The sequence below is a fragment of the Rheinheimera sp. UJ51 genome (genome assembly GCF_020819615.1).
Classification (GTDB): domain Bacteria; phylum Pseudomonadota; class Gammaproteobacteria; order Enterobacterales; family Alteromonadaceae; genus Alishewanella; species Alishewanella maricola.
The window spans coordinates 16,724-32,338 of the sequence record NZ_JAJHOG010000009.1; the positions used below are offsets into that span (position 1 = coordinate 16,724).

General features: G+C 44.2%; 12 protein-coding genes and 1 pseudogene. 11 read left to right on the forward strand and 2 right to left on the reverse strand.

The genetic code is table 11. The annotated features are described in order from the left end of the window. Nucleotides 1–4 precede the first annotated feature (4 nt). The 3 genes and pseudogenes from LMJ53_RS17155 to LMJ53_RS11905 all read left to right on the forward strand — a co-directional run. A pseudogene (locus LMJ53_RS17155) lies at nucleotides 5–475 on the forward strand (GAF domain-containing protein); the annotation flags it as partial. A gap of 51 nt (nucleotides 476–526) precedes the next feature. Next, entirely contained in the window at nucleotides 527–2,791 is a 2,265-nt protein-coding gene (locus tag LMJ53_RS11900; protein WP_420778858.1) for a PAS domain-containing protein, read from the forward strand. Then, a complete protein-coding gene (locus tag LMJ53_RS11905; protein ID WP_229586289.1) occupies nucleotides 2,784–4,424 on the forward strand; it encodes a diguanylate cyclase in 1,641 nt (546 codons plus the stop codon). Before LMJ53_RS11900 ends, LMJ53_RS11905 begins: the two co-directional genes overlap by 8 nt. Nucleotides 4,425–4,478: 54 nt before the next feature. On the opposite strand, the gene luxS is transcribed toward LMJ53_RS11905, so the two are convergent. Next, nucleotides 4,479–4,988, reverse strand: a complete 510-nt coding sequence (gene luxS / locus LMJ53_RS11910) for an S-ribosylhomocysteine lyase (protein ID WP_229586291.1) — start codon at nucleotides 4,986–4,988, stop codon at nucleotides 4,479–4,481. Between the two features lie 212 nt (nucleotides 4,989–5,200). Here luxS and dnaK point away from each other — a divergent pair, with 212 nt between their 5' ends. The 7 genes from dnaK to LMJ53_RS11945 all read left to right on the forward strand — a co-directional run bounded on the left by dnaK (nucleotide 5,201) and on the right by LMJ53_RS11945 (nucleotide 12,171). Further along, the gene (dnaK, locus tag LMJ53_RS11915) at nucleotides 5,201–7,108 is read left to right on the forward strand and encodes a molecular chaperone DnaK (protein WP_226751186.1); all 1,908 of its coding nucleotides are present in this window, start codon (nucleotides 5,201–5,203) and stop codon (nucleotides 7,106–7,108) included. 64 nt (nucleotides 7,109–7,172) lie between these two features. Continuing rightward, nucleotides 7,173–8,303 carry a molecular chaperone DnaJ gene (gene dnaJ, locus LMJ53_RS11920; protein ID WP_229586293.1) on the forward strand — a complete coding sequence of 377 codons (1,131 nt, stop codon included), beginning with the start codon at nucleotides 7,173–7,175 and terminating at the stop codon, nucleotides 8,301–8,303. A 102-nt stretch (nucleotides 8,304–8,405) separates the two neighbouring features. After that, the gene (locus tag LMJ53_RS11925; protein WP_229586295.1) at nucleotides 8,406–9,218 is read left to right on the forward strand and encodes a M48 family metallopeptidase; all 813 of its coding nucleotides are present in this window, start codon (nucleotides 8,406–8,408) and stop codon (nucleotides 9,216–9,218) included. A 166-nt stretch (nucleotides 9,219–9,384) separates the two neighbouring features. Next, on the forward strand, nucleotides 9,385–9,969 hold the full coding sequence (locus LMJ53_RS11930; RefSeq protein WP_229586297.1) for a hypothetical protein: 585 nt from the start codon (nucleotides 9,385–9,387) through the stop codon (nucleotides 9,967–9,969). A 15-nt stretch (nucleotides 9,970–9,984) separates the two neighbouring features. Continuing rightward, nucleotides 9,985–10,212 carry a hypothetical protein gene (locus LMJ53_RS11935; RefSeq protein ID WP_226751190.1) on the forward strand — a complete coding sequence of 76 codons (228 nt, stop codon included), beginning with the start codon at nucleotides 9,985–9,987 and terminating at the stop codon, nucleotides 10,210–10,212. Beyond that, a complete protein-coding gene (locus LMJ53_RS11940; protein WP_229586299.1) occupies nucleotides 10,209–11,066 on the forward strand; it encodes an HprK-related kinase A in 858 nt (285 codons plus the stop codon). Before LMJ53_RS11935 ends, LMJ53_RS11940 begins: the two co-directional genes overlap by 4 nt. A gap of 1 nt (nucleotide 11,067) precedes the next feature. After that, nucleotides 11,068–12,171: a nucleotidyltransferase family protein gene (locus LMJ53_RS11945; protein ID WP_229586301.1), complete on the forward strand. Its 1,104-nt coding sequence runs from the start codon at nucleotides 11,068–11,070 to the stop codon at nucleotides 12,169–12,171. On the opposite strand, the gene LMJ53_RS11950 is transcribed toward LMJ53_RS11945, so the two are convergent. Beyond that, a complete protein-coding gene (locus tag LMJ53_RS11950) occupies nucleotides 12,168–13,565 on the reverse strand; it encodes a Na+/H+ antiporter NhaC family protein (protein WP_229586303.1) in 1,398 nt (465 codons plus the stop codon). The genes LMJ53_RS11945 and LMJ53_RS11950 overlap by 4 nt on opposite strands. 132 nt (nucleotides 13,566–13,697) lie before the next feature. Between LMJ53_RS11950 and LMJ53_RS11955 the strand changes: the two genes are divergently transcribed. Continuing rightward, the gene (locus tag LMJ53_RS11955) at nucleotides 13,698–15,569 is read left to right on the forward strand and encodes an MFS transporter (protein WP_229586305.1); all 1,872 of its coding nucleotides are present in this window, start codon (nucleotides 13,698–13,700) and stop codon (nucleotides 15,567–15,569) included. Nucleotides 15,570–15,615: the final 46 nt, after the last annotated feature.

The window sequence follows — 15,615 nt, forward strand, 5'->3', positions numbered from 1 at the left end:
CATTATGCAAAAACCAGAAATCCCTTTATCAGAAGAACATCGATTACAGATATTACAGCAAACACAGCTGTTAGACACCGATCCCGAGGCTAGGTTTGATCGCATCACGCGTTTAGTACAGCAATGTTTTGATGTGAAAATTGTGCTCATTTCATTAGTCGATCGAGAACGTCAGTTTCTGAAATCACGCCAAGGTTTAGAGGTGTGTGAAACACATCGGGATATTTCATTTTGTGGGCACACCATCTTAGGTGATGATGTTTTCGAAGTGTACGATGCGCAGCAAGATGCACGGTTTGATGATAATCCGTTAGTGACAACGTCACCTTTTATTCGTTTTTATGCTGGCGCACCATTAACCTTAGCGAATGAACGTATTGGCACCTTGTGTTTAATTGATGAGTTACCGCGTCGTTTATCTGAACGGGAGCGTCATAGTCTCAAGCAGTTTGCGGCGCTTATTGAACAAGAAATTAAAGATCGACTGCAAGAGCATGCGCATGAACAGCTTGCGGCAAGAGAATTAATGTATCGTTCGGTATTAGAAGGTACGCGTATTGGGACTTGGCAATGGAATGTCCAAACCGGCGAAACCATTTTTAACGAACGCTGGGCTGAAATGGCGGGATACACCTTAGCTGAGTTAGCGCCTATTTCCATTTCTACTTGGTTTGATCTTGCACACCCTGAGGATGTTGAACAGTCTAACAGCTTGTTAGAACAGCATTTTCGCGGCGAGTCCGCCTTTTATGACTGTAAATGTCGTATTCGACATCGAGCCGGCCATTGGATTTGGGTGCATGACCGAGGTCGGGTGATTTCATGGACAGATGATGGTAAGCCGTTAATGATGTATGGCACCCATGCTGATATTACTGCCCAAAAACAGGCAGAATTAGAAATCAAGGCCAGCCGCGATCAATTTCAAGCGTTGGTATCAAATATCCCTGGCATTACTTATCGCTGTAAGGTAGACGCAAACTGGACCATGCTGTTTATGAGCAGCAGTATTGATCCAGTTTCGGGTTATCCAGCCAGTGACTTTATTAACAACAAGGTCCGCACCTATGCCAGCGTGATCCATCCTGCAGATCGCGCTTGGTTAGAAAAGGCCGTGAACCAAGCCGTGGCTGAACAACAAAGCTGGAAATTGCAGTACCGTGTTATGCACAAAAACGGTGAGATCCATTGGGTAGAAGAGCGTGGTAAAGCCGATTACAGCGAAGATGGCAAGGTGCGTTATCTCGATGGTTTTATTTTGGATATCTCCGAAGAAAAGCTCGCCAAGCATAAGTTGTCTGTTTTAGCGTCACAATTACCTGGCATGGTGTATCAATATCAACAATGGCCTGATGGGCGAGTTGCCTTTCCTTATGCTAGCCATGCCATTGAAAAGATTTATGGCTTAAAACCGGCTGAAGTAAAAAAAGATGCCTCTGCCGCGTTTCAGAAAATCTATGCCGAAGATTTACCTGCACTGGTTGAAAGCATTGAGCACTCACGTTTGAACTTAACTGAATGGTTTAATGAATATCGGGTAATAAAAGAAGATGGCTCATTTATGTGGTTGTCTGGCAGTGCCCAGCCAGAAGCCATGCCTGATGGCAGTACCTTGTGGCATGGCTATATTCAAGATATCACCACTACTAAACAATACTATTTACAGTTAGAGCGGGTAAACCGTGAATTAAAAATGGCTCAGCAACGGCTTGATAGTGCCAGTAAAAATGCCGCTATCGGTTTTTGGCAGGCATCACTAGTTAGCGGTGAGTTATGGTGGTCACCGATGATTTATCAATTATTTGGTTTTAACGAGCAAGATACCAAGCCGAGCGTAGCCTTGTTTAAAAGTACTGTGCATCCGGATGATCGTCAGTTAGTGGAACAAAGTGAGCAAATGGCGCAAGAAACGGGCGTGCATGATGTTATCCATCGCATTATTCGCCCCGATGGCACCATTCGCTGGGTGCATGAAGTGGCTAAATTGTTGCCACTGACCGAAAACCCCGAAAAATTGTTGGTAGGTTCGGTGCAAGATGTCACTGAGCAAATGAAATTACAACAACTCAAAGATGAATTTATTTCGACGGTAAGCCATGAATTACGCACACCCCTGACGGCGATTAAAGGGGCGTTAAGTTTATTGAATGCCGGCGCCAGGGACCAGCTGTCGGATAAAATGCAAAAGATGCTGCAAATTGCGGCCAGTAATACCGAACGTTTAGCTAACTTAATTAATGACTTACTCGACATTGAAAAGTTAACTGCGGGTAAGATACAGCTTAATATCCAACCTTTGCATGTTGCAACAGAACTGCAGCAGGCCCTAGAAAATTTATTACCTTACGCTGAGCAACATCAAATCACTTTAAATATTGAACAGTGTGATAACAGTCTGTGTGTGTTAGCCGATGCGATGCGTTTACAACAAGTACTGACTAACTTAATATCTAATGCTATTAAGTTTTCACACCATGAGGGGGAAGTGGCTATTAACGCAGAGCACTTAGGGGACAAAGTGCAAATTGCCATCACGGATCACGGTATTGGTATCAGCCCAGACTTTAAACATCGTGTGTTTGAACGTTTTGCTCAAGCTGATGGTTCCAATAATCGACAAACCGGCGGAACCGGCTTAGGTTTAGCCATTTGCAAAGAATTAATTGAGCAAATGCAGGGAACCATTAGTTTTGACTCTGTTCTTGCCGAGGGCAGCACCTTCCGTTTTGTGTTACCGTATTATCAAAAACCTGAATATATCTCTGTTGTACAGGAAGACCCAGATGAATAGTACTCCGGCTAAAAGATCACCGTCAGAAGCGTTTGCACAGTTACGACAGCGTTTTGAACACGGTTTGCCAGAACGATTAGCGCGTATGGTAAAGCTTGCTAAGGCCGATGCCAGTAAAGAGTCGTTAACATTATTAATGGCAGAAGCCCACAAACTGGCGGGTGCATGTGGCACCTTTGGATACGCCAGTTTAGGCACACAAGCCCGGCAAATTGAGCAATTAACCTTAATTATTATTAACAAAACTGAGCTTGAGCAGAACCAAGCTATACCCTCGTTAAAACGCGCGGTAATAGAGTTCGAAATTGCTATGGACAAAGCTTTACGCAATAAATACAGTGAATTAGGCATTCCAGATCCAATAATCTTACAACCGAACACCATTTGGTTAATTCTCGATTCTAAAACCATTATTGATGAATTAAGCCAGCAGTTAACCGCATTTGGGATGCAAGTTGAGCTATTTACTGCCTTTGATGACTGTTTACAGCGGTTGCAAAATACCGCACCCACTATATTATTGTCAGCCATTACTTTAGCCGACGGCAGCCTGCTGTTTGAACAGACGCTACTATTAGACCAGTTAGTTAAAAAGCATGCGCGTTTGCTGATCTTTTCTGCTAAAGATAATTTTGATTTACGTATTAAAGCAGCACAACAGCGAGCCGATGCTTTTTTTGTCGCGCCTTTAGATATTCCTAGCTGTATTTCTACCATTACTGAGTTACTTGAAACCCACAGTGGCAGTCTTGGCCGGGTATTTATTGTTGATGATGATACCTTACTGGCTGAGCATTACGCTTTAGTTTTGCAAAATGTCGGTATTGAAACGGCGATTGTCAATAATGTCCGCGATATTGTGAACGAGTTAATGCGCTTTCAGCCTGATCTGGTTTTAATGGATATTTACATGCCAGAGATTTCTGGTGCTGAACTGGCAGGGCTGATTCGGCAATATCCCTCTTTGAAGCGTATACCTATTGTTTATCTTTCTTCAGAGGTAAACAAATCCCTGCAGTTGCGTGCCATGGCGCATGGTGCAGATGATTTTTTAACCAAGCCGATTGACGATACGCAGTTAACACAAGCATTAAAAGTGCGGTTGGCGCGCAGTATTCAGATTAAAAACTTAATTGAAAAAGATGGTTTAACGGGCTTAATTAAACACAGCTCGATTAAAAGTGCGGTGGAGATAGAATTAGATCGTACCGGGCGCGAACAGCAACCGCTTAGTGTTGTGATGGTTGATATCGATTTGTTTAAATCGGTAAATGATAATTATGGTCATGCGATTGGTGACGTGGTTATTTCGGCCTTAGCGACATTATTACGTAAGCGTATTCGTAAAACGGATCGCGCCGGTCGCTATGGTGGTGAAGAGTTTTTACTGGTGTTACCCGATTGCGGTGCCGAAGAAGCCAAAAAAATAACTGAAAGTATTCTCGATGCCTTTAGAAAGTTAAAGTTTACGGCTGAGGATAATACCTTTAGCTGTACTTTTTCTGCGGGCGTGGTTTCAACCAGTAACCAACGTTTTAGTGATGCGGCAACAATGATTGTTGCGGCGGATGACGCGCTATATCACGCAAAAGAAACGGGCCGAAACCGCATTTGTCTTGCTGAGGATAATTAACAGTACAACACCCTACAAAAGGTCAGCAAGCTGACCTTTTTGTGAGCGATACCCTTATAACTTGCTGAGTACTTCAGCCGGTAACGCCAATTCATCATTACGGTTCACACCGACACCGCGAGTTAAAATGTTTTGTGCGATTTGCTTGGCTTCTTCTAATGAATGCATTTGTGCGGTGCCACACTGATAGATATTCAGCTCAGGAATATCCTGTTGGCTTGCAACCTGTAACACATCTGTCATGGCGGCTTGCCAAGCTTGGCCAACACGTTGCTCATCAGGCGTACCAATTAAGCTCATGTAAAAACCAGTGCGGCAGCCCATTGGTGAGATATCAATAATTTCAACGTCAGCACTGTTTAGGTGATCCCGCATAAAACCGGCAAATAAGTGCTCTAAAGTGTGAATACCTTTCTCAGATAAGATCTCTTCGTTCGGTACACAAAAACGTAAATCATATACGGTGATCGCATCACCCTTAGGCGTGTTCATCTTCTTCGCAACCCGAACGGCAGGCGCTCGCATAATGGTATGGTCTACGGTAAAGCTATCAAGTAATGGCATAGCGGATCCTATTTAGAAAAAAAGTGTTGGTCGATTATAGCCCTGAGCGGTGGCTTAAGTTAACCGCTTTTCAACAAAAGCCGCGTTAAAGTCATTTAACTTAGACAAAATCAAAAAAAATCACGTTGATAACCTTGAATAGATCAGGGCTAATCCCCACTAATTTACCATCGCAACGATACATTGTTCAGAATATTAGGTGGAGAGAAATTATGGGTAGAATTATTGGTATTGACTTGGGTACAACCAACTCTTGTGTGGCTATTTTAGATGGCGATAAGCCAAGAGTATTAGAGAATGCTGAAGGCGCTCGTACTACGCCATCCATCATTGCTTATGCAGAAGATGGTGAAGTTTTAGTAGGGCAACCAGCAAAACGTCAAGCGGTGACCAACCCTAAAAATACTCTGTATGCAATCAAGCGTTTAATTGGCCGTCGTTTTGAAGACGAAGAAGTACAACGCGACATCAAAATCATGCCGTTCAAAATTGTTAAAGCAGACAATGGTGACGCTTGGGTTGAAGTAAAAGACCGAAAATTAGCTGCGCCACAAATTTCAGCTGAAATCTTGAAAAAAATGAAGAAAACCGCTGAAGACTATCTTGGTGAAGCGGTTACTGCCGCCGTCATTACGGTTCCAGCTTACTTCAACGATGCGCAGCGCCAAGCGACGAAAGATGCTGGCCGTATCGCAGGTTTAGACGTTAAACGTATTATCAACGAACCGACAGCCGCGGCATTAGCCTACGGTATGGATAAAAAGAAAGGCGACACCAAAGTTGCAGTATATGACTTAGGTGGCGGTACTTTCGATATCTCTATTATTGAAATTGATGATGTGGATGGCGAGCAAACGTTCGAAGTATTAGCGACCAACGGTGATACTCACTTAGGTGGTGAAGATTTTGATAACCGCGTAATCAACTACTTAGTTGAAGAGTTTAAGAAAGAGCAGGGCATGGATTTACGTAATGATCCTTTAGCCATGCAACGTTTAAAAGAAGCAGCAGAAAAAGCTAAGATTGAGCTGTCATCTGCTTCACAAACTGAAGTTAACTTACCGTACATCACCGCAGATGCCTCAGGTCCAAAACACCTGAACATAAAAGTGACTCGCGCTAAATTAGAATCTTTGGTTGAAGATTTAGTACAACGCACCTTAGAGCCATTGAAAAAGGCGCTTGCTGATGCCGATTTAAGCGTCAGCGAAATCAACGAGATTATTCTGGTTGGTGGTCAAACGCGTATGCCGAAAGTACAAGAAGCCGTTACCGCTTTCTTCGGTAAAGAGCCTCGTAAAGACGTTAACCCAGATGAAGCCGTTGCGGTTGGTGCGGCCATTCAAGGTGCGGTGCTGTCAGGTGATGTTAAAGACGTTTTATTACTGGATGTTACCCCGTTATCACTGGGTATCGAAACCATGGGTAGCGTGATGACCGCTCTGATTGAGAAAAACACCACTATCCCGACGAAAAAGTCGCAAGTGTTCTCAACGGCGGATGATAACCAATCTGCGGTGACGATCCACGTGATCCAAGGTGAGCGTAAGCGCGCTTCAGATAACAAATCTCTGGGGCAATTTAACTTAGAGGGTATTCGCCCAGGTCGTCGTGGCGAGCCACAAATTGAAGTAACTTTCGATTTAGATGCGGACGGTATTTTACACGTATCGGCGAAAGACAAAGACACCGGTAAAGAGCAAAAGATCACCATCAAAGCTTCTTCAGGTTTAAGTGAGGAAGAAATTGATAAAATGGTGCGTGATGCCGAAGCGAATGCTGAAGAAGATAAAAAGTTCGAAGAAATGGTGCAGGCACGTAACCAAGCCGATGCTATGGTACACTCTACCCGCAAACAGCTGGAAGAAGCCGGTTCTGCGTTAGCTGCCAATGATAAAGAAGCTATCGAGAACGCGATTACCGATCTGGAAAAAGCGATGAAAGGCAGCGATAAAGCTGACATCGAAGCGAAAACCCAGGCCTTGTTACAAGCTTCGCAAAAACTGATGGAAGCAGCACAAGCTAAAGGTCAGCAGGGTGGTGAAGAAACCGCTCAGCAGTCTGGTGGCGATGATGTTGTTGACGCTGAGTTTGAAGAAGTTAAAGACGACAAGAAGTAATTATCACCCATATCGGGCTGCAGCATAATCTGTAGCCCTTTTACTGAGAATTAAGCACAGATCTATGTCCAAGCGTGACTATTATGAAGTATTAGGTGTCGCTAAAGGCGCCGATGATAAAGAGATCAAAAAGGCTTATAAACGCCTCGCTATGAAATTTCACCCCGATCGCACACAGGGTGATAAAGCCATGGAAGAGAAGTTTAAAGAAGTGCAAGAAGCCTATGAGATTTTGTCTGACGACCAGAAAAAAGCCGCCTATGATCGCTTCGGCCATGCCGGGGTAGATCCGAATCGTGGTGCGGGTGGTGGCGGTAATGCTGACTTTGGTGATATTTTCGGCGACGTGTTCGGCGATATCTTCGGAGGCGGTGGCCGTCGCGGTCAATCACGGGCACAGCGCGGCTCAGATCTTCGTTATAACTTAGAACTGACATTAGAAGAAGCCGTTAAAGGTAAATCAGTCGACATTAAAGTACCAACGATGGTCGGTTGTGATAGCTGTGATGGTTCAGGTGCTAAAAAAGGCACTTCAGCCAAGAGCTGTCCAACCTGTCATGGTGCAGGCCAAGTGACGATGCGCCAAAGCTTTTTCGCGGTACAACAAACCTGTCCTACCTGTAGTGGTCGTGGCAAGATTATTCCTGATCCGTGCAGTAAGTGTCATGGTGAAGGCCGCATCGAAAAAACCAAAACGCTGGCAGTTAAAATCCCTGCGGGTGTGGATACCGGTGACCGTATTCGTTTAACCGGTGAAGGCGAAGCAGGCATGCATGGCGCTCCGGCGGGTGATTTGTATGTGCAGGTTAGCGTTAGGCAACACGCCATTTTCCAGCGTGATGGTAACAACCTGTATTGCGATGTGCCGTTAAGCTTTGCGACCGCAGCTTTAGGTGGTGAAATTGATGTGCCGACCTTAGATGGCCGGGTTAAATTGAAGATCCCAGCCGAAACACAAACTGAGAAAATGTTCCGCCTACGTGGCAAGGGCGTGCAATCAGTGCGTGGTGGGGGTGTCGGTGATTTAGTGTGTAAAGTGGTGATCGAAACGCCAGTGAATTTATCTGAGCGGCAAAAAGAGCTACTGAGACAACTAGACGATAGCATGGCTGGCGACAGTGAAGCCAAGCATCGGCCGAAGTCAAAAGGGTTCTTCGATGGTGTGAAGAAGTTTTTTGATGATTTAACTAACTAATCTAATTAGTAAAAAAATAAACCACCCATAATCGGGTGGTTTTTTTATGCCAGCAGAGTAAACTGGTCAAATGTGTTCGATGAGTTTGCAAAAGGATTTAAGATGATAAAGAAATTATTGGTGTCAGCCATTTGTACCGTGTTACTGGTGGCCTGTGCTGAGTCACCGACCGGACGTCGTCAAGTGATGTTGTACGATAACCAGCAATTAAGCACCATGGGTGCACAAACCTTCGAAGAAATGAAAGCCGCTGAAAAAATCAGCAACGATGCTGAAATTAATCGCTACGTGTTATGTGTCAGCAATGCCTTACTGAAAGTGACCCCTGATGAATATCAGCAACAAAGCTGGGAAATTGTGGTTTTTGATAGCGAGCAAGTGAATGCCTTTGCATTACCTGGAGGCAAAATTGGTGTTTATACCGGCTTGTTAAAAGTGGCAGAAACACCAGCACAATTAGCTGCCGTAGTAGGGCATGAAATTGCACACGTGATGGCGGGCCACAGCAATGAGCGGCTCTCTACCAATCAATTCTTACAAATGGCCCTAGCCCTAGGCGATGCCGGCTCTAAAGCCTACGGCGTGCAATATCAGCAAGAATTAATGGCGGCCTTAGGTGTCGGTGCGCAATTAGGCGTAGCTTTACCGTTTAGCCGGGCCCATGAAACAGAATCTGATATAATTGGCCTTGAATTAATGGCAAAAGCGGGTTTTGACCCAAGCGAAGCGGTTAACTTATGGCGTAATATGGCGAAGGCCAGTGGCCCTGCTGGCCCACAATTCTTATCGAGCCACCCTGTACCCGAAACCAGGATTACGACCTTACAAGACATGATGCCTGAGGCGAATGGTTTTTATACACAGCGCAAAGCTGCTGGCAATTTGCCAAGTTGCCGGAAACCGGCTAAATTATAGGTAAGCTATTGTAATTAAATAACGTCAGCTTTTTTTACACTAACCTAATAGCACTCATATGGTGTTTATAATAATCCCATAAAAATCAGAGAACTGTATTTTTGGTGTGTAAATTGCATGTTTAATTGTAAGCTCACAGAATTCAACTTGTTGTAGGAAGGTTTATATGCAAGGAAACAACCCGAAAGATCAACACGACGCTAAAGTAAGTCGTCGTAAATTTCTCACCCGTACCGGTGCCGGTTTGGTTATTGCATCTATACCTGGTAAGTCGGTTTGGGCAAGAACTTCAGGAGTAACAGGTTCAATTGCAGTTTCTAGCAATGGCTCTGATATGGGTGACACCGTTAATTTTGCGTTGCGTTCACCGGGTTATTTTAAGAATTCTGCTAAAAATTATAATAGCTCTAAATTTAGAGACATCTTTGGTGGTAACCCTGTTTCTCCTGCAACTAAAAAAACAACTATTTGGACATTACAAGATGTGTTAAATAACCCAGGTGAAAGCTCTAAAAAAGGTTTGGGTGGCCCATCTAATGTGAATTATTTTTTAGTTTGTATTTATTTAAATGCTTGCTACTGCTACAACTCGAGAAGTACGGCTCACGGAATATCCTTTCCGGTCGTTGGATTTGACAAACAATTCAAGACGTTACAAAGCTTTGCAAGTTATTTATATCAGCAGGCTTTAATGAATCCATCTGGCACTGGGATGGCGCTATCAAAAATGGTTGATGACTATCACGTTTAATGATGAGTAGCTAAGTTGTTGTTAAAAGTTAAGAAAAATTTTATTTTTCACAGTTTTTCCGATGGTTCTGGTACCGTTTTTTTTAATAACAACACCGGTGAAACATTAGGTTTAGCTTTTGACGCTGCAGATATGGTCCGAATTCTGGCTAATGAGCACGCACTTTTATCCGATGTCTTAGCTGTTAAAGAGCTAAAAAAAGTTATTGAATTTCCAATTAGCTGTAATAAGCCTGATGAATGAAAACTACTAAGCGATTACTGTTACCTCCGTTTTGCTTTAATATTGAAACTGACCTGCCACTTGTTCTCGAAAATCTAAAACATATTTATCAGCATGCGGTGTTTAATACTGAACAATTACCAGATTATCAATTAAGAGTGCGCCATTCATCTGGTATTAGGCGTTTTTTAAAACCTCAGGCTCGTTTTTTTTCTGATCAGCTAGAACCCTTTCAACCTTTGCAATCACAACAGGCTTTCGCCATGCTGGAATGGGGAATGAACTGGACTGTTGCCTGTAATGAAATGCAATATGTTGTTATACATTCAGCGGTGTTAGCAAAAAACAATAAAGCGATTTTGTTCCCAGCCCCACCGGGCTCTGGTAAAAGTACGTTAACTGCGTATTTAGCTTTTAATGGTTGGCGGTTGTTATCCGATGAGATGGCGCTGATATTACCTCGCACGCGAACAGTTCAACCCTTTGTTCGGCCAATCTGTTTGAAAAATCGTTCTATAACATTAGCGCAGAGCTGGTTTCCTAATGCAGTGTTTTCTAGCGTTGCAAAGGGAACACATAAGGGCGATGTGATTCATTTATCTCCACCAGTTGAAAGCTGGCATGCCGCAACGATACCTGCTGAGATTGTTGCTGTAGTCTTTCCTTGTTACACGGAAAAAACAAAATTAGATATTTATAAACTAAATCAAACACAAGGCTTTATGCAGCTAGCCAACAATGCTTTTAATTATGGTGTTATTGGTACAGAAGGTTTTGATACCTTGTCGTCAATTATGGAACAAGTCCCGGTATTTGAAGTTCGCTACAATGATTTATCAGAGGTTGCAGAATTCTTAGAGCAGGAGTTGTTATAAATTGCAGTTTAATCAGTTATTGTGTCAGTTGTTTGTTGCACCCGAATCTGCGTTACAGCTCAATGCTCAACAATGGGTAAACGTTATCTTGGTGCTTCGCCATCAACAATTACTCGCCCGTTATAGTTATCGCTTCAAAAGCGCTAAGATTTTCCTAAACTTGTCTGCATACGCTCAACACCATTTACGAAATGCCGAGATCCTCGCTGATAAACAGTACCGCCAAATTGACTCTGAGGCTGAAGAGCTTATTGATTTGCTGGAGCCATTAAATGTCACACCAGTTTTTTTAAAAGGTGCTGCCTATGCTTTACAGCCTCAGCTAAAACCTGGTCTTGGCAGGACGTTTAGCGATATTGATCTGCTCGTACCTAAGCAAAATATCATGGCGATTGAACAACGTTTAGCATTATTTGGTTATTTGGGAGAGCCTATTTCCGCTTATGATGAGCATTATTATCGAAATTGGACGCATGAGATCCCACCTGTGCGGCATCATGCACGTGGCACCGTATTAGATATCCATCACAACCTAGTTCCTTTAGTGTCGGGGCGAGCACCAAACATCGCTGCTTTCGAACGGCATGTTATCACGACTGATCAAGGCTATGCGGTGTTGGATTTGCCTGCTATAACTTTGCATAGTTTGATTCACCTGTTTTTTAATGAAACCTTTAAAAACGCTTTTCGTGACCTGACCGATTTGCATCTGTTGTTTAGTGACTTTAGTGAAGAAGATTGGACCGCAATCCTCAAACTTAGCGCTGAAACGGGTTTTCAGTTCGAGCTTATGCTTGCAGTGCGTTATTGTCAGCAATTGTTGCAAACAACGGTTCCTTGCTGGGTCTGTCAGCAACTAGAAAATGGCCAACCCGCGGCTTGGCGTATGCGCTTGCTCGATTTTATTTTTCTGCATACCTTATTACCGAAGCATCCGCTGACAACCAGTAAGCGGCAAAAGCTAGCGCATTTTTTGGCTTTTGTCCGCGGCCACTTTTTAAAAATGCCATTGCATATTTTGCTCGGGCATTTAACGATGAAAAGCTTCTTCGGGCTAAGAGATGCCATTTTTGGTAAGCATCAGTTTAGCCCGAAAAAGAATTAGGCGCTTTGAGAGGGGCGTCTTAGCACTATTACACCCAGTGCCACGATGAAAAGTAACATACAGTAGTAATTATAAGTAATGACCTGCCACGGTGAAATGCCAAAGCTCGCACCTAACAGTAATGCCTGCGCACCATAGGGTACCAAGCCCTGACTGATACAAGCAAAGATGTCTAATAAGCTCGCGCTGCGTTTCGGGGTGATCTTATGCTGCTTTGCTAAATTGCGGCTCACATCACCGGTTAATACGATCGCCACCGTGTTGTTGGCAATACACAGGTTACTGATAAAGGCTAAAGCGGCGATAGCCAATTGCTGGGCTTTGTTGCCAGCCAGTTTAATACTTGAGGTTAGCTTCTGTATTTGTGATGAAATCCACTGTAAGCCACCTTGTTGTTTGATGAACTCACTCAGCGCACTAACTAACATCGCCAGTAAGAAAATCTCCTGCACGTTAGCAAAGCCGGTAGCAATATCGGTACCTAAACCGCTGATCGCGTAATCTGCAAAAATACTCCCTTGCAAAGCAGCCAGTAAAATACCCAGCAGTAGCACCACAAACACATTCAGCCCCATTACGGCTAAAAATAAGATGGCGGCATAGGGCAGCACGCCAGTCCAATTAACTGTTTCGCTGACAATGGCTGTGGGTTCAGTGGTCATTAGGCTAAAAGCGATGAGGGTGAAAAACGCTGCTGGCAGAGCGATTTTAATGTTCTCTTTAAATTTGTCTGCCATCTTGGCACCTTGCGTGCGAGTTGCGGCAATGGTGGTGTCTGAGATAATCGACAGGTTATCGCCAAACATGGCGCCGCTGAGTAACACACCGGCTACCAAAGCCGGCTCTAAATCCGCTTGGTTGGCTAAGCCAACGGCAATCGGCGCTAAAGCGCCTATTGTGCCCATCGAGGTGCCCATCGCGGTGGAAACCAGTGCCGCAATAATAAATAAACCGGGCAATAAAAATTGTGCCGGGATCACACTGAGACCGGCATTAACCACCGCATCAACCCCGCCGGTGGCTGTCGCCACACTAGCAAAAGCACCGGCAAGCAGATAGATTAAGCACATCGTAATAATATTATGATTACCCGCCCCCTTAACCATCACCTCTATTGATTGGGTTAACGGCGCGCGATGTAACCAAATGGCTAAAATTAACGCAGGGATAATCGCGACATGGCCAGGCAATTGATAGAACGCATAATCGACGTTTTGGCTTTGGAAATACAAGCCGCTACCGAGAAACAGCAGGATAAAAAACAGTAATGGCAGCAGCGAACGGCGCGCGCCAACAGTGGCAACAGTATTCAATTTAGCGACCTCATAAAATGGCTGCGCAATATATAGATGGCCAGACGTCTTGTCAATGCGGCCGCGTTGGCTGCAGGCCATTTAGGTTGCAGCTATGTGCATTTGAGTTTACACCGCTAAGGTAAAGTATTCTTGATAATAAAACCAAGTATTTACCGCAAGCGATGCAGAATAAAAAACTATTAAGGCTAGATTGTCTAGCTAGGAGCAGTGATGGATCCGCAGCAAAAGCTATCATCTAAACGATTTATCCCCTTTTTCTTTACTCAAGCCTTGGGCGCGTTTAACGATAATGTATTTAAAAACGCCTTGATGCTGCTTCTCACCTTCGGCGCTGCCAGTGCCATGCCTTGGAGTGTTGATGTCAGTATGAACTTGGCTGCAGGCTTATTTATCTTACCTTTTTTATTGTTCTCTGCGACTGCCGGTACTTTGGCTGACAGTTTATGTAAAACACGGCTGATCCAGCGTTTAAAGCTGGTAGAAGTGGGGTTGATGTGTTTGGCGGCACTGGCCTTTATGTTTGAGCAATATGTGTATTTACTGGGTGTGCTGTTTTTAATGGGCGCGCAATCGGCATTTTTTGGGCCGGTGAAATACGCCATATTGCCGCAGCTGTTAACGGACAAACAGTTACTAGGGGGGAATGCTTGGGTAGAAATGGGCACGTTTATTGCTATTTTACTCGGTACTGTCGTCGGTGGTTTATTGGTGGGTATTAACAATGCGCATACCTGGATTGGCTTAATGGTGATTTGCTTTGCGCTGACGGGTTACCTAGTGAGTTTGCAAATCCCTAAAGTGGGGGTAGTAGAAAATGCGCCTCACTTTCGTTTTGCGCCGTGGCAGCAAACCTTAGCAACGGTGCGAATTAGCTATCAAAATCGCACTTTATATTTGGCGATTATGGCCATTAGTTGGTTTTGGTTTTTAGGTGCCAGCTATTTAACGCAATTTCCAAACTTTACCAAAACCGTTTTAGGAGGCGATAACACCGTCGTTACCGCATTACTGGTGGCGTTTTCTGTCGGTGTGGGTATAGGTTCTTTGTTGTGTGAGCGCTTGTCGGGTAAGCGTGTCGAACTGGGTATCGTACCCATTGGCTCTATCGGTTTAACGTGTTTTGGTATCAGTTTATATTTTAGTACCCCCGCAACAGTGTCATCTGAGCTATTAAGCTTACCGGCGTTTTTAAGCAGCAGTTTTGGCTGGTGGGTGTTACTCGATCTGAGTTTAATTGGGTTGTTTGGAGGGCTATTTATTGTGCCCTTGTATGCGTTATTACAGCAACGAGCTAATCCTACCGAGCGCGCCCGCATGATTGCCGCTAATAACATCTTTAATGCGCTGTTTATGGTGGTAAGTGCTATCGCCGGCATTGTGTTCTTAACGGTATTTGAGCTAAGTATTCCGCAGTATTTTTTAATTCTAGCGCTGATGAACGCCGTGGTTGCCGGTTACGTTTATAGCCAAGTGCCGGAGTTTGCGCTGCGCTTTGTTATTTACTTATTAAGCCACACGCTGTATCGCGTTAAAGCAAGCGGTTTAGAGCATATCCCAACTGAGGGGCCTGTCGTCTTAGTCGCTAATCATGTGAGTTATGTTGATGCTCTTTTAATTGCGGGTGCGGTGCGCCGACCCGTTCGTTTTGTTATGGATCAGGGTATTTTTAAGATCCCCGTGGCCAATTTACTGTTTCGAGCAGCAAAAACCATTCCGATTTGCAGTAAGCATAAAGATGAAGCTGTGTATGAAGCTGCCTTTTCGGCGATTGCGCGCGAGTTAGCTGAGGGAAATGTTATTTGCATCTTCCCGGAAGGGCACTTAACCAAAGATGGGGAAATTGATCGGTTTCGCCCGGGTATTGAGCGAATTATTGCTGAGTCGGCTGTACCTGTGGTGCCGATGGCGCTGCAAGGATTATGGGGGTCGTTCTTTAGTCACCATGGCAAAGGCGCATTTAAAATTAAAGGTCGTTTTTGGTCAAGGGTAAAGCTGCATGTCGGCCCCAGTGTTGCTGCTGAACAGGTCAGTGCTGCTGGGTTAGAGCAGCAAGTCAGGCAGTTGCGAGGCAATGATCTTTAAAGGTTATGATTCAACATATTTAACATTTTCCATGTTAGAGAAGTTG